The following is a 17,238-nucleotide window of genomic DNA, read 5'->3' as shown; positions in this document are numbered from 1 at the left end:
TACTCCCTGAAACATGGATGGCTTATAGTCGGACCTTGGCAAGGACTTTACATTCAACATAAGGAGAAGGCATGGGCCGCCAGCTTGTCGTCTGCCTGGACGGCACCAACAATCGCTTCAGCCTTCAACCCACGAATATCCTGCGCTTGATGCGCTGCGTGTCGAGCGACCCTGCGCAGGTCATGTCCTATTACGACCAGGGTGTGGGCACCTTTGGCCTGCGCGAAACCCTGTTCGAATGGCAGAAATTGCCTTCGCGGCTGTGCGGCCTGGCGTTCGGCTGGGGCCTGAAACGCACGGTGGGCGGTGCCTATCGCTTTTTGGCCAAGCACTACCGCGACGGCGACCAGATCTACTTGTTCGGTTTTTCCCGTGGCGCCTACGCGGTGCGCGCGCTGGCGGCGCTGATCGACGCCATCGGCCTGGTGCCGGGGCACGAATCGCACCTGTTCGATTATGCCTGGTCGATGTTGCAGGCGCGCAATGGGCGGGGCCAACCTGAATTTCAGCTGCAGGATGCCTTCAAGGCTACCTTTGGCCGTCCGGTGAAGGTGCACATGCTCGGGCTGTTCGACACCGTGAAGTCGGTGGGCTGGGTATACGACCCGCTGGTGCTGCCGTACACCGCCAGCAACGCGATGGTTGCGCATGTGCGCCATGCGCTGTCGATTGACGAGCGCCGCTGTTTCTTCCGGCCCAACCTGTGGCTCAAGCGCCCGGGGCAGGGTACCGATGTTCAACAGGTGTGGTTTGCAGGCGTGCACAGCGACGTGGGCGGAGGCTACCCGGTGGCGGAAAGCGGCGCGGCGCTGACGGCCTTGCGCTGGATGCTGGGCGAGGCGCGGGCGCTGGGGTTGGCGCTGGATGAGCAGGGTTGCGAGCGTGAACTGCACGCGGCGCAGCAGCCTGGCACCCTGCATGACTCCATGACCTGGCGCTGGAAAATCGCTGAATGGCTGCCGCGACGGGCCTGGAGCTTCACGTTGCACAAGCGCGTGTTCACCATCGGCAGCATGCCGCCGTTCGGCCAGCCGCGGCCGCGGTATATCGCCGAAGGGGCGGTGTTGCATCGCTCGGTGGTGCAGCGGATGGACGGTGGGGGGTATCAGCCGGGGAATCTGCCGCGGCAGTACAGCGTGGCCGATGATGGGCCTCTGCACAACGCCGCCATGGCACTGGGCCCGTGCCTCGCTGTAGATCTCCCGGGTTCACACCGGCCAGCGCAGCCTGGCGGCAGCGGCTACGGGATGCGTGCGGACTCGATGAGCACGTCCTGCAGCGCTTGTGCGGCGGCCGACAGTTTGTGATCGGCCAGGCGCATCAGGCCGATGCGCCGTTCGATGCGCGGCTCATCCAGGGCCACGCAGCGTGCGCCCAGCTCTTCCATCTGCGCGATGCACAGCGATGGCACCGCGCTGACCCCCAGCCCGCTGGCCACCATGCGGCCCACGGTGCTCAGTTGATGACTTTCGAACGCCACCGACAGCTTGCCGTGCACCGCGGCCAGGTCCTGCTCCAGCATCAGGCGCACGGCCGAGGGTCGTTGCAGGGTGACGAAATCTTCCTGCAACAGCTCTTTCCAGCTGATCTGTTCGCGCTGGGCCAAGGGTGAGTCTGCCGGCACCACCGCGACGAAGCGATCCAGATAGAACGGCGTGAACACCAGCGAGCTGGTCGATTCAGGCTCAAAGCCAATCCCCAGCTCTACCCGCCGATGGCGCACCATCTCCAGCACCTGCTCGTTGATCACGTCATGCACGGCCACGTTGACCCGTGGGTGGCGGTCGCGAAAGGTTTTCAGCGCCGCCGGCAGTAGGTTGCCCGCGAAAGAGGGCATGGCAGCGATCGACACCTTGCCGGTCTGCAAGGTGAAGTGCTGTCGCAGCAGTTCTTCGGCATTGTCCCAGTCGGCCAGCAACTGCCGCGCCAGGGGCAGCAGGGTTTCGCCCTCCGGCGTCAGTGCCACGCTGCGGGTGGTGCGGACCAGCAAAGGGCCGCCCAGATCGTCTTCCAAGGCCTTGATGGTCAGGCTCAGCGCCGGCTGCGACAGGTGCAGGCGCTCGCCCGCCTGGGCAAAGCTCAGGGCCTGGGCCACGGCCAGGAACGCGCGAAGCTGCTTGACGTTCATTTGCAAACCCAATCAATCCTTCAGAAAAACAAAATTAACAAATAACTCCATTGGCGAGAAGATGGGCTGAACACGCTCCTGGGCTAAGCTGGCTTAAGCCCGATAATGACAAAAAGGCGGATCGACATGGCAGGACTCGACAAGCGCGTGGCAACCTGGGAAGAGGCCCTGGCGGGCCTGACCGACAACATGACCGTGCTGTCCGGGGGCTTCGGCCTGTGTGGCATCCCGGAAAACCTCATCGCCCAGATCAAGCGCATGGGTGTGCGCGGCCTGACGGTGGTGTCCAACAACTGCGGCGTCGACGGCTTCGGCCTGGGCGTGCTGCTGGAAGACCGGCAGATCCGCAAGATGATCGCGTCCTACGTCGGCGAAAACGCCCTGTTCGAGCGTCAGTTGCTCGATGGTGAACTGGAAGTGGAACTCACCCCCCAAGGCACCCTGGCCGAGAAAATGCGCGCCGGCGGTGCGGGCATCCCGGCGTTCTACACCGCCACCGGCTACGGCACCCCGGTGGCTGAAGGCAAGGAAGTGCGCGAATTCAACGGCCGCAAGTACATCCTGGAAGAAGCCATCACCGGCGACTTCGCCATCGTCAAAGGCTGGAAGGCCGACCATTTTGGCAACGTCATCTACCGCCACACCGCGCAAAACTTCAACCCGCTGGCCGCCGCCGCCGGCAAGATCACCGTGGTGGAAGTGGAAGAGATCGTCGCCCCCGGCGAACTGCCGCCCAGCCAGATCCACACCCCCGGCATCTACGTGGACCGGGTGATCCTCGGCACCTTCGAAAAGCGCATCGAAAAGCGCACCGTAAAGGCTTAAGGCCCGGCCCAGAACAACAAGAGGTTTTGCACATGGCACTGACCCGCGAACAAATGGCCCAGCGTGTGGCCCGCGAACTCAAGGATGGCTACTACGTGAACCTGGGCATCGGCATCCCGACCCTGGTGGCCAACTACGTCCCCGACGACATCGACGTGATGCTGCAATCGGAAAACGGCCTGCTGGGCATGGGCGAGTTTCCCACTGAAGAAACCCTGGACGCCGACATGATCAACGCCGGCAAGCAGACCGTGACGGCCCGTGCGGGCGCGTCGATTTTCAACTCCGCCGAATCCTTTGCAATGATCCGTGGCGGCCACGTCGACCTGACCGTGCTGGGTGCTTTCGAGGTGGACGTGCAGGGCAACATCGCCTCGTGGATGATCCCCGGCAAGCTGGTCAAGGGCATGGGCGGGGCGATGGACCTGGTGGCGGGCGCCGACAACATCATCGTCACCATGACCCATGCGTCCAAGGACGGTGAGTCCAAGCTGCTGCCCCAGTGCAGCCTGCCGCTGACGGGCGCGGGGTGCATCCGCAAGGTGTTGACTGATCTTGCGTACCTGGAGATTGAAAATGGCGCTTTCATTCTGCGGGAGCGGGCGCCAGGGATCAGCGTTGAGGAGATCGTCGCCAAGACGGCTGGCAAGCTGATCGTGCCGGATGATGTGATCGAAATGACTTTCTGACTACCACCACGTACCCGTAGCCGCTGCCGCAGGCTGCGCGGGCCCTCGTGTTCACTGGATATCTGCAGTGGGCACAAGGGCCAGCGCAGCCTGCGGCAGCGGCTACAGTGTTTTGCAGCACCCTACAATAAAGACAATAAAAGGTAATACCCGCATGTCCGCACACCTTGAAGAGAGCCGCTACGCCCGGTTCGCCCTGCGTTGTTCCAACTGGGCCGAGCGCTGGTTCCCCGATTCCTGGGTATTCGCCGCCGTCGCCGTGATCGTCGTGGCGCTGGCCGCCATGGCCATGGGCGCCAAGCCCACCGACACCGCCACCGCGTTCGGCGACGGCTTCTGGAGCCTCATTCCGTTCACCATGCAGATGGCCTTCGTGGTGATTGGCGGCTACGTCGTCGCCAGCTCGCCGCCGGCCGTCAAACTCATCGACCGCCTGGCCCGCTTGCCGAAAAACGGTCGCTCGGCCGTGGCCTGGGTGGCCTTGATTTCCATGGTCGCCTCATTGCTGAACTGGGGCCTGTCGCTGGTGTTCGGCGGGCTGCTGGTGCGTGCCTTGGCGCGGCGCACCGATTTGAAAATGGACTACCGCGCGGCCGGAGCCGCCGCTTACCTTGGCTTGGGCGCCGTGTGGGCGCTGGGCCTGTCGTCTTCGGCCGCGCAGCTGCAAGCCAACCCGGCCAGCCTGCCGCCATCGATCCTGGCCATCACCGGCGTGATTCCGTTTACCCAGACCATTTTCCTGTGGCAATCGGGGGTGATGCTCGCCGCCCTGGTCGTGGTCTCGCTGGTAATCGCCTACGCCACCGCCCCCGGCGCCAACAGCGCCCGCGACGCCGAGGCCTGCGGCATCGACCCTGCCTTCAACCTGCCGCCCCAGGCCCCGCGCACCCGTCCGGGCGAATGGCTGGAACACAGCCCGTTGCTGACCCTGCTGCTGGTGGCCCTGGCTGCGGGCTGGCTGTATCACGAGTTCTCCACCAAGCCTGCGATCACCGCCATTTCCGGGCTCAACACCTACAACTTCCTGTTCATCATGCTGGGCGCATTGCTGCACTGGCGACCACGCAGCTTCCTCGACGCAGTGGCGCGGGCGGTGCCCACCACCACGGGCGTACTGATCCAGTTCCCGCTGTATGGCTCCATCGCCGCCATCCTCACCACCGTCAAGGGCGGTGAAGGGCAGACGTTGGCCCATCACATCTCCAGTTTCTTCGTACAGATCGCTTCCCACGACACCTACGCCTTGCTGATGGGCGTGTACTCGGCGGTGCTGGGTTTCTTCATCCCCTCGGGCGGTGGCAAGTGGATCATCGAAGCGCCCTACGTGATGCAGGTGGCCAACGACCTCAAGTACCACCTGGGCTGGGCGGTGCAGATCTACAACGCGGCCGAGGCGCTGCCCAACCTGATCAATCCGTTCTACATGCTGCCGCTGCTCGGGGTGCTGGGGTTGAAGGCGCGGGATTTGATCGGTTTCAGCTTTGTGCAACTGCTGGTGCATGTGCCGCTGGTGCTGTTCCTGTTGTGGGCGCTGGGTACCACGTTGCAGTATGTGCCACCGGTAATGCCCTGACAGGACTTCAGCATGCGGCCGTCCACCTCCCGATTCTGGCGTGACCCTGCGCTGCCTTTCATCGAGGCGCGCGATGTGGTGGATGGCCGGACCATCAGCCATGGTCTGCATGCCCATGACACCTTCTCCATCGGTGCGATCACGGACGGCACCAGCACTTACCTGAACGGCACCACGACGCGGCGGGTTGCTGTGGGCGATGTTGTATTGATGAACCCGGGTGAGGTGCACGCCTGCAACCCCATCGACGATCAGCCGTGGGCCTACCGCATGGTGTTCGTCGACGCCGGTTGGCTCGCGGCCTTGCAACGCGAAGTGGGCGTGGGCGATGGCGAGCGGCTGTGGCCGCTGGCGCAGCGATACTGTGCAGACACTCGGGTGTTCGTCGGTCTCAATGAGCTGTATGAAACCTTGGTGGATGCGGCGCTTGCTGTCGATTCCAAGCAGGCGGCGGCGCGCGCATTCTTCAAGGATGTTCTCGATATCGTCGGCACGCATCCCGCAGCCGCCGAGGGCATGGAGCCTGTGACGCGGGCGGCCGCGTACATGCGGGCCGAGTACGCGCGGCCCTTGAAGCTTGATGAAGTCTGCGCGGCGGTGCAGTTGTCTCCCTCTTATCTGATCCGCGCCTTTAAGCAGCGCTTCGGCATGACGCCTCATGCGTACTTGATGGATTGCCGTCTGCGGGCCGCCCGGGCCGCTTTGCGCCAGGGGCGGGACATAGCCGATGCGGCGTTGAGCGCAGGGTTTGCCGACCAGGCGCACTTGCAACGGATGTTCAAACGCCAGCTGGCCGCTACCCCGGGGCACTATCGTGGTCAGCCGGTGACCAGATAGGCCGCGCAACCTACCAGTGACAACGCCAGTATCCGATTGAACAGGCGCACCCCGGCAGGGTGTTGCAGGTGGCCGCGCACCACGCTGCCCATCCAGGCCCAGCAGCCGATTGAAACAAAGCAGACCACGAAGTAGATCGATGCAAATAGCCAGAGGTGGCCCCGGTCACCATCGGCGGCAAACGCGCCCATGCCCGCCACGCTGGCCAGCCAGGCTTTGGGGTTGAGCCATTGCATCAGTGCGCCGCCTGTCAGGGAGGGCGGGCGAGGGCGGTCGCTACTGTCGAGTTGACCGTTATCTGCAGCCAGTCGCCAGGCCAGGTACAGCAGGAACAGCACGCCTGCCCACTGCAGGGCTCGGGTCAAGCCTGGGTACAGCGCCAGTACCTCGTGCAAGCCCAGGCCGCACGGTAACAGCAACAGGATGAACCCCAGTGTGGCACCGCCGACATGGGCCAGGCTGGCCACCAGGCCATACCGGGCGCCGGCGTTGAGGGCGACCAGATTGACAGGGCCGGGGCTGATGGAGGCGGCCAGCGCAAAGGTGGCCATGGAGAGGGCGAGTTGCATGGGCAGTACCTGTGTAGAGGGAGTTGGCCCCCAAGGTACGATGCAGGCTTGCGCGGGTATTGAATGAAATGACCCTGTAGCCGCTGCCGTCAGGCTGCGCTGGCCCCATGCCACGCTGACGATCTGCAGCGTACATCGGGGCCAGCGCAGCCTGGCGGCAGCGGCTACACCGTTCGTGATCGAGGAATCAGACGATCACCCCTCGCGATCAAAGGCATACGCCCGCTGCACATGCGCCACCCGCGTGATGCACCGCTGATACCACTGCGCACGCCCGGTATTGCGCGCATCGGTATGCTCGGCATGCTCCTTCCACGCCAGGATCGCCGCCTCGCTCTGCCAATACGACACGGTAATCCCCAAACCATCCTCGCCCCGCGCCGACTCCACCCCCAGAAACCCCGGCTGGGCGCTGGCCAGGTCAACCATGCGTTGCGCGACTTCGCCGTAACCTGCGTCGATGTCGGTGCGCGTGGAGGTGAATATCACCGCGTAATACGGCGGCTTGGGTGTGTTGGCGAACATGTTCAGGCGCTCCGGCGGGCAGCGTGCAGCAAGGCGGTCAGCAGGGGCGGCACACGGCCTTCAAGGGCGGCGCGTTCGGGTTGGAACAGTGTGGCGACGAAGAAGGGGTGGCCTTCCAGCTGCACTGCACGCACATCGCCCGCAGCGTCCGTGGCGCAGGTGCGCAGCGGGCCGGACAGCAGCGCCTCGGCGAACTCGGGGTTGAGGCCATAGTTGCAGTGGTAGCCTTCCTCGATGGTCAGCCCTTCGTAAGCCTGGGCAATCAGGGTGCCGGGTATCAGCTGCAAGCCGCCGCGCACTTCCACCATGGAGCAACTGAGCGGGCTGATAATGGCCCGGGCGGCTTCGGGGAAGTTCTCGCCATGCTCGGCGTCGGCCCAGCCCAGCACATTACGTGCGTATTCCAGCAAGGCATGTTGAAAGCCTGCGCACGTGCCGAGGAAGGGGATGCGCTGCTCGCGGGCATGGCGGATGGCGGCAAGGGCACCTTCCAGCGACCGATAAGGGCTGCCCGGCATGCACCAGATGGCGTCGAAGGGTTGGGCCAGGGCGGCGGCGTCGATTTGATCGGTGGACAGGCAGCGTGCCTCAACGCTGAGCCCCAGCGCACGCCCGGCCAGGGGCAGGGCGGCCTGGATGGCGCGGTGGGCGGTGATGGAGGCGTCGAAATCGCCAATCAGGGCAATCTGCAGCGGGCGGGTAGGGGACATGGCGGTCGTTCCTTCAGTGAGCCTTGTCGGCAAGATGATGGCCACTATAAGCTGGCGCCCGCGCAATCAATATTGGCATTTCGGCAAAGTATCCGTGCATACATGCAATATCGCATCAGCCACCACGACCTTGACCTGATCCTCGCCCTGGTGCGGGGCCGCTCGCTGGCGCGCGCGTCACGATTGCTGGCGGTGGACGTGTCCACGGTGTTCCGCGCCATTCGCCGATTGGAGTCGGCGCTGGGCCAGTCGCTGTTCGAGAAAAACCGCGGCGGCTACCTGCCCACCGCGCTGGCGGTCAGCCTGGCCGCCCAGGCTGAACAGGCGGAACAGGCCTTGCAGGTGGCGCAGGTCAGTGTCGAGCAGGGCGGCGAAGTGGTCAGCGGCACCGTGCGCCTGACCTGTACCGACGCTGTGCTGCAACACGTGCTGCTGCCGGCCCTGGCGCAGTTCATGCCCAACTACCCGGCGCTGGCGCTGGAACTGACCACCAGCAACGACTTCGCCAACCTGAGCCGCCGCGACGCCGATATCGCCCTGCGCCTGACCCAGGCACCGCCTGAACATCTGGTGGGCAGCCGTCTGGGCACCGTTCATTATCGGGTATGTGCCAGTCCGGCTTATCTGGCGGGGCTGATCACCCACGACCTGGCGCTGATGAACTGGATCGCCGCCGATGATTTCATTCCCGACCACCCTGGTGTGGCCTGGCGCCGCGAGCAGTTGCCGGGGGTGACGCCGCTGTACCGCGCAAGCTCCATGCTGGCCGTGGCGCAGATGGTGCGGGCGGGGATGGGCGTGGCGGTGCTGCCGCAGTTTCTGGTGGGGGAGTTGACGGTGCTGGGCGAGCCGCTGGCGGGGCATGACAGTGCGCTGTGGGTACTGACCCGGCCTGATTGCCGGTCGGTACGGTCGGTGGTGACGTTGTTCAACGAACTGCGCACGGCGGTTCACTTGCAACCCCTGTAGCCACTGCCGCCAGGCTGCGCTGGCCCTGTGCCTCGCTGGAAATCCCAGGTGTACTCAGGGGCCAGCGCAGCCTGGCGGCAGCGGCTACGGAGGCATCAACGGCGCTCGCGCTCGTAATTGTCCAGGGTATCACTGGCAATCAGTCGCCCCAGCTCAATCAGCTCCGGCGCCTTGTAGAACTCGAAAAACCGACACACCCGCTTGGGCACGTTGATCAGAATATCCGGTGGGTACCCGGCAATCTTGTACTGCGCCAATGACGTCTGCATCACCTCGAAACTCTGGTTGATCAGGTCCAGCAGCGACGCCGGCCCCACGTTATCCAGAATGATGGAACCGGTGGCCGAGCTGGGCGCGCCATCTTTCTCGGGGGCCGCCGCCGGCTGCTGCGCGTCGGGCGCGGCAGCGTCGGCCAGCCAGGGATTGGGCAGTATCGCCGCGGCCGGCTTCAGGGTTTCCTGCTCCAGCTGCAACAACGCCTCGGCCTGGCGACGACGGAACGGCAAGTGCGAGCCCAACGAACTGAGCAACGAATTGAAGCGCATCTTGAACGCCGCCGGCCGTTCGATCACCGGCAACTGATACTGTTTCTGGTTGGTGGAGTTGAGGTTGACGGCAATGATCAGGTCACAGTGGCTGGACACCACCGGCACGATCGGCAAGGGGTTCAGAATGCCGCCATCCACTAGCATGCGGTTGCCCTGAATCACCGGCGTAAACAAACTGGGAATGGCTGCCGAGGCGCGCATGGCCTGGTGCAGGCAGCCTTCCTGGAACCAGATTTCCTGCTGGTTGGTCAGGTCGGTGGCCACCGCCGTGTAGGGAATGCGCAGGTCCTCGATGTTCAGTTCACCGACAATCTTGCGGATCTGCCCGAACACCTTCTCGCCGCGAATGGCCCCCAGGCGAAAACTAACGTCCACCAGGCGCAGCACGTCCAGGTAGTCCAGGCTCTCGATCCAGTTACGGTATTCGTCCAGCTTGCCAGCGGCGTAAATCCCGCCCACCACGGCCCCCATCGAACACCCCGCCACACAGGCGATTTCATACCCCCGGCGCTCGATTTCCTCGATCACGCCAATGTGCGCATACCCCCGGGCGCCGCCGGAGCCCAGTACCAGTGCGACGCGTTTTTTCATGCTTGTGCCTCCCGGAGCAGTGGCGGTGGTGGGTGGGTTCACAATGCGCCATTGGGTGGGGGTGGGACAAGGGTGTGTAGGGGGATTCTAATGGTGGCGCAGGAAAATTCTGAAAAGGGTGGCGGAGTATACCAAGCAAACGCTTTTACCCCTGCAAAGACGGGGTTTGCTGGCTGGTGTGGGTTGCCCAACCTGAAATTGCCGGGGTTGTACGTCCCCCTGGCATTCTCTAGTCTGCTTCTCGCCGCAACGTATTGCGGTCAGGTTTGACGGCCTGTTCATCCTTCTGAAGAAAGCAGTAACCCCTGTTGCGTGCCCGCGATTCCGTTCGCCTGGGCAAACCACAATGGTTGCTGTACGCGAGGCACGTTTGCGTGCGCCGGGTGTTCTTCAGAGGTCGGCCTGTCAACCCGCGTACAGCTCCATTTTTCACATGGAGAGATTTGAATGAATGTGTGCGATACCCCTTGTACCCACCACGTCCCCTTCGGCAAATCCGAACAGGACGGACAGTTTCTGTTCGCCGTCCAGCCCGGCATCCCCTTGCTCGAAGCCCTCGAACAAGCCGCCTTGGCGATGCAATGCGCGACGGCGATACATGAGGAACTGGCCATGGGCGACTTCCCCGATGACCGCCGCCTGCGATGGGCGGCCGTCCGGTTGGGGGAGTGGAGTTCGGCGTTGGTGGATGCTGCTGTCCAAGGGCTGACAGCCGAAAGATTTGATTCCCTCGGTTAATCTGCTGCCTTCAGATTGGGCTGGCCCTCTGCAGATCGGAGGGCCTGTGACACCATCAGTTGCGTATATGAACGACTGAAAAAAAGCCGCCTGATAGGCGGCTTGAATTTCCACTGGCGCTGGCGGAATTCAACCGGCGAGACGCCTGGCAGGTTCCAGTTGCTTGTCGCCAGTCGCAGCAACCTTCAGGAAGTGCTTCTGATTTTCAGATAGCTCGCCTGCAAGCCTGCGAGCCTCAGCCTGGAACCGGGCAATCATCATGGCCTTCGGTTCATGCTTGGTCTTTTTCATAGGCACCTCTTGCGCCTTGGTGGATTGGGCGATGGTATTGCCGCGCTATGTCGATGGCAAGGCACCCATCAGCGTTGAGCTTGAACCCTAGCTGCTGATACTTCGACAGCGCGTCCTTTGCAGGGTCTTGCACCTCGATCACGCTTAACCCCAGCATCCGTGCATTCAGATTCATGCGGATCCACCGCCGGGCGCAAAGGGCTGGCAACGCTGCTCCCACAGGCCATGGCACGTTGCAACCACTGTAGGAGCCGGGTTTACCCGCGATGCGCCGCGCGGGCGGCGCTCGATCTCAAGGGCACTATAAAAACATCGGCTGGCCCATGGCGGCCGTGATGTGATCCCCCGCCGGAACCTTCGAAGCAATCCGATGTGCCCGTCATGGAATTGCATGAAGGCGTAAAGGTGCATGTCTGTAGTTTTATGGCGCCCTTGAGATCGCGCGCCGCCCGCGCGGCGCTTCCCGGCCAGAGGCCGGTCCTACTTTTTTGCAACGTGCCATGGCCTGTCGGATTGAGTTGCCCGCCTTGTGGGCTCGACATCAGTCCCGCGGGAGGCCCAACATTCTGCGATCCCCCTAGTCCTCAAGGGTACGCTGCAGATCTTCAGCGGGGCACAGGGCCAGCGCAGCCTGCGGCAGCGGCTACAGATTCATGCAGATCCAACGTCGGGCGCACAGGGCTGGCAACGCCGCTCCCACAGGCCATGGCACGTTGCAACCAATGTAGGAGCCGGGTTTACCCGCGATGCGCCGCGCGGGCGGCGCTCGATCCCAAGGGCACTACAAAAACATCGGCGGGCCCATGGCGGCCGTGATGCGCCCCCCCCGCCGGAACCTTCGAAGCATTCCGATGTGCCCGTCATGGAATTGCATGAAGGCGTAAAGGTGCATGTCTGTAGTTTTATGGCGCCCTTGAGATCGCGCGCCGCCCGCGCGGCGCTTCCCGAGCTTCGCCCGGTCCCACATCTGTTTCGGGCCAGTTATGTCTGCGGCATCACCTGATCCGCCTTGTGTGTTAGACATCAGTCCCGCGGGATGCCCAACATTCTGCGATCCCCCCTAGCCCCCAAGGCCCTGCTACGCTACTTTCACGGCACTTTTCCCCTGACTCACCGTCTGAGTCAGCACATAACATTGTATTGCCTTGAGGTGTCACCCCATGAAAGCCTGGATCTGCCTGCCGTTGTTTGCATTGGTTCTGACAGGTTGTGCCGGTAAGACGGCGTATCGCGACACGTGTGCCACGCAGTTGGATGCGGCCTGGCATGAGCTGGACCTGGCCAAGGCCGAAGGCTTTGCCGGTACCGTGAGTTATTCCAAGGCGCTGTCGCTGTTGACCGGCGCCAAGACCCAGCAGCAGTTCGAAGCGTTCGACGGCTGCTCGCAGAAGGCCGAGAAGGCGCGGTTCTATATCAAGGAATCGCGCGCCGGCCGTTGATCCGCGCGACTGTGGGACCGGGCGAAGCTCGGGAAGGGAGCGCTGCGTACTCCCTTTGAATGGCGCTGCCCCCTTCCCGAGCTTCGCCCGGTCCCACAAGGTTTTCAGTTGGTTGACATGGAGGAGTTGCCCGATGCACAGCCAGTTGTCCGCCTGCCTGGAAGCCGTCAATGAAGTGCTGTTGGGCAAGCAACACCAGGTGCGCCTGGCGCTGACCTGCCTGATTGCCGGCGGCCACCTGTTGATCGAGGACTTGCCCGGCATGGGCAAGACCACCTTGAGCCACACCCTGGCCAAGGTCATGGGCCTGCGCTTTCAGCGCATCCAATTCACTTCCGACCTGCTGCCCAGCGATATCCTCGGCACCTCGGTGTTCGACAAGGACAGTGGGCAGTTCGTATTCCACCCAGGCCCGATCTTCGCCGAGCTGGTGCTGGCCGACGAGATCAATCGCGCTACCCCCAAAAGCCAGAGTGCGCTGCTCGAAGCCATGGAGGAGGGGCAGGTGACCATCGAGGGCGCCACGCGGCCCCTGCCGCAGCCTTTTTTTGTGATTGCCACGCAGAACCCCACCAGTCAGGGCGGCACCTTTGCCTTGCCCGAGTCGCAGCTGGACCGTTTCCTGATGCGCCTGTCTTTGGGCTACCCGGCCAAGGCGGCGGAAAAGGCGTTGCTGCTGGGCGAGGCCCGGCGCGACTTGCTGCCGCGCATGGCGGCGGTGCTCGACCATGAAGAGCTGGCCATGCTGCAACAGCACGCTCGCGAGGTGCGCGTCAGCGATGCCTTGGTGGATTATGTGCTGCGGCTGGTGGAGGCTACCCGCACCCAGCCACAGTTTGCCTGGGGCCTGTCGCCCCGGGCCAGCCTGGCGCTGCTGGCGGCGGCGCGGGCCTGGGCGTTGCTGCTGGGCCGTGATTACGTGATTCCCGAGGATGTGCAAGCGGTGCTGCCGTCGGTGGTCAGCCACCGTCTGCGCGAGCGTGCCGACCCCACAGGCCAGGGCGGCGGGGCACTGGTGCAGTGGTTGCTCAAAGAGGTGGCCGCGCTGTGATCGCCAGCCTGCGCCAGGGCTGGCGGCGTTGGCAGGAGCGCCGCGCCCCACCGGCGGCGCAGGTACAGTTGGGGCAGCGGCAGATCTACATCATGCCCGACCAGAGTGGCGCCGCATTTGCCGTGGTGTTGCTGCTGATTCTGCTGGCGGCCATCAATTACCAGAACAGCATGGCCTACGCCCTGGTGTTCCTGTTGGGGTCGGTGTTTGTGGTGGCGATATTGCACACCTTCCGCAACCTCAGCGGCCTGCGCGTGAGTGCCGCCGGCACCCCGGCGGTATTTGCCGGCGAGCATGCCCGGTACGTGCTGCGCCTGGAAAGCCAGCGCCGTGAACATCAGGCCATCGCCGTAGGCTGGACCCCCAGCGACCTGCAAAGCGTCGACATTGCGGCCCACACGGCCCTGGAAGTGGAGCTCAACCTGCCTACCCACAGCCGCGGCTGGCTGCCGGCGCCGCGGGTGCGTCTGCAAAGCACCTTCCCCCTGGGTGTGCTGCGCGCCTGGAGTTACTGCAACCTCGACCAGCGCGTGCTGGTGTACCCACGCCCGCTGGAAGGCGAGCTACCGGTAATGGTCGACGCCAGCGAAAACATCGAAGGCGAAGGCCAGCGCGTGGCCGGCCAGGGCGTGGACGATTACCAGGGGCTCAAGAGTTATCAGCCGGGCGACTCCTGGCGACGCCTGCACTGGAAAGCCTATTCGCGCGGCGCGCAGTTGCTGGTCAAGGAGTTCGCCGACCTGCGCGGGCGTGACCTGTGCCTGGACTTCATGGCCCTGGGCGGGGACCTGGAGCAGCGCCTGTCGCGCTTGTGCCACTGGGTGCTGGAGTTGTCCCGCCAGGATCGACCGTTCGCCTTGCGCCTGCCAGGCCTCTACCTGCCGGTGGACAGCAGCGATGGTCATCGCGAGGCCTGCCTGCGCGCCCTGGCGCTGTACGGGCAGGCGTCATGAGCCTGGCACCGGGCATTCCGCGCATCAGCCTGTTGTGGCTGCTGTTGGCCCAGTGTCTGGTGATTGTGCCGTTCTGGACCCACGTGCCCCTGTGGATGGTCGGCCTGTGGCTGGGCTGCACCTTGTGGCGCGTGCAGATTTTTCGCATGCGCGCAGCGTTCCCCGGCCTGGTGCTGAAGATCGGCATGGTGGTGGCCACGGCGGCGGGGGTGTTCCTGTCGCGCGGGGCTTTGATTGGCCTGGACGCGGCAGCGGCGCTGCTGGTGGCCACCTTCATGCTCAAGGTCGTGGAAATGCGCACGTTGCGCGACGCGCGGGTGCTGATTTACCTGGGCTTCTTCTGTGTGGTGGTGGCCTACCTCTACGACGCCAGCCTGCCGTGGGCGTTGTACAGCCTGCTGCCGGTGACGGCGTTGGTCACCGCCATGATCGGCCTGCAACAGACGCGCCTGGTGGCCCGGCCCGTGGCTACCTTGCGCCTGGCGCTGAGCATCCTGGCCCAGGCGCTGCCGCTGATGTTGCTGTTTTTTGTCTTCTTCCCGCGCATGGAACCGCTGTGGTCGCTGCCCATTCCCAGCGGCAAGGCGCAGACAGGCCTGGCCGAAAGCATGACCCCCGGCGATGTCGCGGAGCTGGGGCGTTCGGCGGAGCTGGTGATGCAGGTCAGTTTCGATGGGCCGATCCCGCCGCGCCAATCGCTGTACTGGCGCGCGTTCACCCTCGAGCGCTTCGATGGCGCGCGCTGGAGCCAGTCGGAGTTGGCGCGCGGCCTGCCAGTCACCAGTTGGCAACCCGTGGGGCCTGAGCTTCGCTATCGCATTATCCAGCAGCCCGGCGGCGGCCAGCGTTGGCTGTATGGCCTGGACGTGGCCCATAGCGATCTGCCTGGCGTGCGGCAGATGGCTGATTACCGTTTGATGCGCATGCAGCCGCTGGATCGTGCGTTGATGTACAGCGTCATCTCGTCCCCGCAGGTGATTCGCGAACCGCAGTTGCCCGAATCGATCCGGCGCCAGGATCTGCGCCTGCCCGACAAGGGCGACCCGCGCAGCCGGCAATGGGCGCAGCAACTGCATGACCGCTACCCACAGCCAGACGCCCTGGTGCAGGCGCTGCTGCAGCACTTTCGCAACGAGGACTATCATTACACCCTCAAGCCGCCGGCTTTGGGCGCCGACAGTATCGATGGCTTCCTGTTCGACAGCCGCCGGGGCTTCTGCGCCCACTATGCCGGGGCCATGACCTTTGTGCTGCGCGCGGCCGGCATCCCGGCGCGCATGGTGGTGGGTTACCAAGGCGGCGAGCTGAACCCGGCCGGGCAATACCTGACCCTGCGCCAGTTCGATGCCCATGCGTGGGTTGAGTATTGGCAGGCCGGGCAGGGCTGGCGCAGCGTCGACCCGACGGCGGCGGTGTCGCCGTTGCGTATCGATGCCGGGCCGGAGGAAGCGCTGGCGGCCGATGAAGAGTTCCTCGGCGATGCGCCGTTTTCGCCCCTGCGCTTGCGCCATTTCGCCTGGGCCAACGACCTGCGCCTGGGCTGGGATAACTTGAACTATGGGTGGCAGCGCTGGGTGCTGGATTATCAGGCAGCGCAGCAATTGGACTTCCTCAATCGTTGGTTCAAGGGTCTGGCCGGTTCGATGTTGCCGGTGGGCTTGATGCTGGTCATGCTGGTATTGGCGGTGGTGCTGCTAAAGCCCTGGCAGCGTACGGCCGATAGTCAGTTGCAGCTTTACCAGGGGTTCGAGAAACTGCTGGCTCGCCATGGCCTGGTACGTGATACCGGCGAAGGTGCGCAGGCCTTCGCGCAACGGGCCGCGCGTCAGCTGGTCAGTCAGGCGGCGGCCATCGAAGCCTTCAGTCACACGTTCATTGGCCAGCGCTACGGCGGCCAGCCAGCGGACCTGCGGTTACTGCGTCAACAATTCAAGGCGGTGCGCGCCAGCCTCAATGCCGTGCACCGCGTGGCGGTTCGGGAGTCGTTGTAATGTCGAAAATGCTCGATGAAGTGATCGCCCACCTGCTGGGCGTCGAAGTACGGCTGATGGCCTGCCAGGCCCGGTTGCAGGCGCAGACCGACCCGGAAGCGCTGCATGACCTGCGCACCACGGTGCGCCGCCTGCGCAGCCTGATCCGCCCGCTGCGTGGCTTGCCCGGCGTGGATCAACTCGAAGAGGCGGCGCGCGGGGTGGGGCAGTTGACCACGCCGTACCGTGATCGCGAAGTGCTGGCCGCGCACCTGCGCAAGCGCGGTCATGATGACCTGGCGGCGGCCCGCGAGGCGCAGCTGCGTGGGGTGTTCCCCCAGGTGGCGGACAGCGCCGAATTGAAGCGGCTGGTGCGCATCCTCGACGGCTTCCCGCGTTTTGCCCGGGCTGCCGCGCGGCAGAAGCTGATTGGCGATTTGCCCCGGCAGATCAAAAAGCGCCTGGCCAAACAGTGGCGCCAGCTGGAGGACGCCCTCAAGGACCCGGGGCACGACCGCCACCGCCTGCGCCTGCTGATCAAGCGCGCCCGCTATGGCGCCGAAGCCTACCCGTCGCTGGACAAGGCCGACGCGGCGCTGCTCAAGCAACTCAAGCGGGCACAAGGTGCGCTGGGCGACTGGCATGACAATTGGCAGTGGCTGTTGCAGGTCGAGAAAGAGCCTGACCTGCTGCCGTGCCTGCAGCAATGGCAGGCCGGCTTGATCAAGGGCGAGCAGCGCAGCGACCGGGCGCTGGACAAACTGCTGGGTGCCATGGGGCGATAAGCCGCTCAATTGGCCGAAACAGGGCCTGATCCGGCCAACGTGGCTGG

The 17,238-nt window shown here is 64.3% G+C and carries 19 protein-coding genes; 12 read left to right on the top strand and 7 right to left on the bottom strand.

Annotated elements, in window-relative coordinates; all coding sequences use genetic code 11:
- Positions 1 to 71 precede the first annotated feature (71 nt).
- Positions 72 to 1,307 carry a DUF2235 domain-containing protein gene (locus ACZ9GA_RS19750; RefSeq protein ID WP_457361117.1) on the top strand — a complete coding sequence of 412 codons (1,236 nt, stop codon included), beginning with the start codon at positions 72 to 74 and terminating at the stop codon, positions 1,305 to 1,307.
- On the opposite strand, the gene ACZ9GA_RS19745 is transcribed toward ACZ9GA_RS19750, so the two are convergent.
- Positions 1,241 to 2,128 carry a LysR family transcriptional regulator gene (locus tag ACZ9GA_RS19745; protein ID WP_457361118.1) on the bottom strand — a complete coding sequence of 296 codons (888 nt, stop codon included), beginning with the start codon at positions 2,126 to 2,128 and terminating at the stop codon, positions 1,241 to 1,243. The two genes, ACZ9GA_RS19750 and ACZ9GA_RS19745, sit on opposite strands and share 67 nt — an antisense overlap.
- A gap of 126 nt (positions 2,129 to 2,254) precedes the next feature.
- Here ACZ9GA_RS19745 and ACZ9GA_RS19740 point away from each other — a divergent pair, with 126 nt between their 5' ends.
- The 4 genes from ACZ9GA_RS19740 (at position 2,255) to ACZ9GA_RS19725 (ending at position 6,052) form a co-directional block, all read left to right on the top strand.
- Positions 2,255 to 2,953, top strand: coding sequence for a CoA transferase subunit A (locus tag ACZ9GA_RS19740; RefSeq protein ID WP_027978608.1), 699 nt, complete (start codon positions 2,255 to 2,257; stop codon positions 2,951 to 2,953).
- A gap of 32 nt (positions 2,954 to 2,985) precedes the next feature.
- Positions 2,986 to 3,642: a CoA transferase subunit B gene (locus tag ACZ9GA_RS19735; RefSeq protein ID WP_027978607.1), complete on the top strand. Its 657-nt coding sequence runs from the start codon at positions 2,986 to 2,988 to the stop codon at positions 3,640 to 3,642.
- A gap of 154 nt (positions 3,643 to 3,796) precedes the next feature.
- A complete protein-coding gene (locus ACZ9GA_RS19730; protein WP_457361119.1) occupies positions 3,797 to 5,215 on the top strand; it encodes a short-chain fatty acid transporter in 1,419 nt (472 codons plus the stop codon).
- Between the two features lie 12 nt (positions 5,216 to 5,227).
- Positions 5,228 to 6,052 carry an AraC family transcriptional regulator gene (locus ACZ9GA_RS19725; RefSeq protein WP_457361120.1) on the top strand — a complete coding sequence of 275 codons (825 nt, stop codon included), beginning with the start codon at positions 5,228 to 5,230 and terminating at the stop codon, positions 6,050 to 6,052.
- Here the strand turns inward: ACZ9GA_RS19725 and ACZ9GA_RS19720 are convergent.
- From ACZ9GA_RS19720 to ACZ9GA_RS19710, 3 genes are all read right to left on the bottom strand, one after another.
- Entirely contained in the window at positions 6,034 to 6,621 is a 588-nt protein-coding gene (locus ACZ9GA_RS19720; RefSeq protein ID WP_457361121.1) for a LysE family translocator, read from the bottom strand. The two genes, ACZ9GA_RS19725 and ACZ9GA_RS19720, sit on opposite strands and share 19 nt — an antisense overlap.
- A 195-nt stretch (positions 6,622 to 6,816) precedes the next feature.
- The gene (locus ACZ9GA_RS19715; RefSeq protein ID WP_457361122.1) at positions 6,817 to 7,146 is read right to left on the bottom strand and encodes an antibiotic biosynthesis monooxygenase family protein; all 330 of its coding nucleotides are present in this window, start codon (positions 7,144 to 7,146) and stop codon (positions 6,817 to 6,819) included.
- A 2-nt stretch (positions 7,147 to 7,148) separates the two neighbouring features.
- Entirely contained in the window at positions 7,149 to 7,856 is a 708-nt protein-coding gene (locus ACZ9GA_RS19710) for a CTP synthase C-terminal region-related (seleno)protein (RefSeq protein ID WP_457361123.1), read from the bottom strand.
- A 102-nt stretch (positions 7,857 to 7,958) separates the two neighbouring features.
- Between ACZ9GA_RS19710 and ACZ9GA_RS19705 the strand changes: the two genes are divergently transcribed.
- Positions 7,959 to 8,825, top strand: a complete 867-nt coding sequence (locus ACZ9GA_RS19705) for a LysR family transcriptional regulator (protein WP_457361124.1) — start codon at positions 7,959 to 7,961, stop codon at positions 8,823 to 8,825.
- Positions 8,826 to 8,920: 95 nt separating this feature from the next.
- On the opposite strand, the gene ACZ9GA_RS19700 is transcribed toward ACZ9GA_RS19705, so the two are convergent.
- Complete coding sequence (locus tag ACZ9GA_RS19700) at positions 8,921 to 9,964, bottom strand: patatin-like phospholipase family protein (RefSeq protein WP_457361125.1); 1,044 nt, start codon at positions 9,962 to 9,964, stop codon at positions 8,921 to 8,923.
- Between the two features lie 447 nt (positions 9,965 to 10,411).
- Here ACZ9GA_RS19700 and ACZ9GA_RS19695 point away from each other — a divergent pair, with 447 nt between their 5' ends.
- Complete coding sequence (locus ACZ9GA_RS19695) at positions 10,412 to 10,702, top strand: DUF3077 domain-containing protein (protein ID WP_051373621.1); 291 nt, start codon at positions 10,412 to 10,414, stop codon at positions 10,700 to 10,702.
- Positions 10,703 to 10,831: 129 nt separating this feature from the next.
- Here the strand turns inward: ACZ9GA_RS19695 and ACZ9GA_RS19690 are convergent, their stop codons facing one another.
- Together ACZ9GA_RS19690 and ACZ9GA_RS19685 are read right to left on the bottom strand one after the other, a co-directional pair.
- Positions 10,832 to 10,993, bottom strand: coding sequence for a hypothetical protein (locus tag ACZ9GA_RS19690; protein WP_457361126.1), 162 nt, complete (start codon positions 10,991 to 10,993; stop codon positions 10,832 to 10,834).
- Positions 10,974 to 11,168, bottom strand: a complete 195-nt coding sequence (locus ACZ9GA_RS19685; RefSeq protein ID WP_457361127.1) for a hypothetical protein — start codon at positions 11,166 to 11,168, stop codon at positions 10,974 to 10,976. Before ACZ9GA_RS19685 ends, ACZ9GA_RS19690 begins: the two co-directional genes overlap by 20 nt.
- A 985-nt stretch (positions 11,169 to 12,153) precedes the next feature.
- Here ACZ9GA_RS19685 and ACZ9GA_RS19680 point away from each other — a divergent pair.
- The 5 genes from ACZ9GA_RS19680 (at position 12,154) to ACZ9GA_RS19660 (ending at position 17,191) form a co-directional block, all read left to right on the top strand.
- Positions 12,154 to 12,432 (top strand): hypothetical protein, encoded by a 279-nt coding sequence (locus ACZ9GA_RS19680; protein WP_457361128.1) that lies wholly within the window; start codon positions 12,154 to 12,156, stop codon positions 12,430 to 12,432.
- A gap of 133 nt (positions 12,433 to 12,565) precedes the next feature.
- Positions 12,566 to 13,483: an AAA family ATPase gene (locus ACZ9GA_RS19675; RefSeq protein WP_457361129.1), complete on the top strand. Its 918-nt coding sequence runs from the start codon at positions 12,566 to 12,568 to the stop codon at positions 13,481 to 13,483.
- Positions 13,480 to 14,436, top strand: coding sequence for a DUF58 domain-containing protein (locus ACZ9GA_RS19670; RefSeq protein ID WP_457361130.1), 957 nt, complete (start codon positions 13,480 to 13,482; stop codon positions 14,434 to 14,436). Before ACZ9GA_RS19675 ends, ACZ9GA_RS19670 begins: the two co-directional genes overlap by 4 nt.
- A complete protein-coding gene (locus ACZ9GA_RS19665) occupies positions 14,433 to 16,427 on the top strand; it encodes a transglutaminase TgpA family protein (RefSeq protein ID WP_457361131.1) in 1,995 nt (664 codons plus the stop codon). Before ACZ9GA_RS19670 ends, ACZ9GA_RS19665 begins: the two co-directional genes overlap by 4 nt.
- Positions 16,427 to 17,191, top strand: a complete 765-nt coding sequence (locus ACZ9GA_RS19660; protein WP_457361132.1) for a CHAD domain-containing protein — start codon at positions 16,427 to 16,429, stop codon at positions 17,189 to 17,191. Before ACZ9GA_RS19665 ends, ACZ9GA_RS19660 begins: the two co-directional genes overlap by 1 nt.
- Positions 17,192 to 17,238: the final 47 nt, after the last annotated feature.

The sequence above is a fragment of the Pseudomonas sp. TE3644 genome, from assembly GCF_056278815.1.
Note: the sequence above shows the minus strand (reverse complement) of the source record. Positions and strands in the feature narration are given on the sequence as shown.

What these genes read in the sequence shown, in the direction of transcription:
- ACZ9GA_RS19705 (WP_457361124.1), top strand. Translation starts at nt 7,959, where the DNA reads ATGCAATATCGCATCAGCCACCACGACCTTGACCTGATCCTCGCCCTG.
- ACZ9GA_RS19665 (WP_457361131.1), top strand. Translation starts at nt 14,433, where the DNA reads ATGAGCCTGGCACCGGGCATTCCGCGCATCAGCCTGTTGTGGCTGCTG.
- ACZ9GA_RS19675 (WP_457361129.1), top strand. Translation starts at nt 12,566, where the DNA reads ATGCACAGCCAGTTGTCCGCCTGCCTGGAAGCCGTCAATGAAGTGCTG.
- ACZ9GA_RS19700 (WP_457361125.1), bottom strand. Translation starts at nt 9,964, where the DNA reads ATGAAAAAACGCGTCGCACTGGTACTGGGCTCCGGCGGCGCCCGGGGG.
- ACZ9GA_RS19745 (WP_457361118.1), bottom strand. Translation starts at nt 2,128, where the DNA reads ATGAACGTCAAGCAGCTTCGCGCGTTCCTGGCCGTGGCCCAGGCCCTG.
- ACZ9GA_RS19715 (WP_457361122.1), bottom strand. Translation starts at nt 7,146, where the DNA reads ATGTTCGCCAACACACCCAAGCCGCCGTATTACGCGGTGATATTCACC.
- ACZ9GA_RS19660 (WP_457361132.1), top strand. Translation starts at nt 16,427, where the DNA reads ATGTCGAAAATGCTCGATGAAGTGATCGCCCACCTGCTGGGCGTCGAA.
- ACZ9GA_RS19725 (WP_457361120.1), top strand. Translation starts at nt 5,228, where the DNA reads ATGCGGCCGTCCACCTCCCGATTCTGGCGTGACCCTGCGCTGCCTTTC.
- ACZ9GA_RS19680 (WP_457361128.1), top strand. Translation starts at nt 12,154, where the DNA reads ATGAAAGCCTGGATCTGCCTGCCGTTGTTTGCATTGGTTCTGACAGGT.
- ACZ9GA_RS19750 (WP_457361117.1), top strand. Translation starts at nt 72, where the DNA reads ATGGGCCGCCAGCTTGTCGTCTGCCTGGACGGCACCAACAATCGCTTC.
- ACZ9GA_RS19740 (WP_027978608.1), top strand. Translation starts at nt 2,255, where the DNA reads ATGGCAGGACTCGACAAGCGCGTGGCAACCTGGGAAGAGGCCCTGGCG.
- ACZ9GA_RS19695 (WP_051373621.1), top strand. Translation starts at nt 10,412, where the DNA reads ATGAATGTGTGCGATACCCCTTGTACCCACCACGTCCCCTTCGGCAAA.
- ACZ9GA_RS19685 (WP_457361127.1), bottom strand. Translation starts at nt 11,168, where the DNA reads ATGAATCTGAATGCACGGATGCTGGGGTTAAGCGTGATCGAGGTGCAA.
- ACZ9GA_RS19720 (WP_457361121.1), bottom strand. Translation starts at nt 6,621, where the DNA reads ATGCAACTCGCCCTCTCCATGGCCACCTTTGCGCTGGCCGCCTCCATC.
- ACZ9GA_RS19690 (WP_457361126.1), bottom strand. Translation starts at nt 10,993, where the DNA reads ATGAAAAAGACCAAGCATGAACCGAAGGCCATGATGATTGCCCGGTTC.
- ACZ9GA_RS19730 (WP_457361119.1), top strand. Translation starts at nt 3,797, where the DNA reads ATGTCCGCACACCTTGAAGAGAGCCGCTACGCCCGGTTCGCCCTGCGT.
- ACZ9GA_RS19710 (WP_457361123.1), bottom strand. Translation starts at nt 7,856, where the DNA reads ATGTCCCCTACCCGCCCGCTGCAGATTGCCCTGATTGGCGATTTCGAC.
- ACZ9GA_RS19735 (WP_027978607.1), top strand. Translation starts at nt 2,986, where the DNA reads ATGGCACTGACCCGCGAACAAATGGCCCAGCGTGTGGCCCGCGAACTC.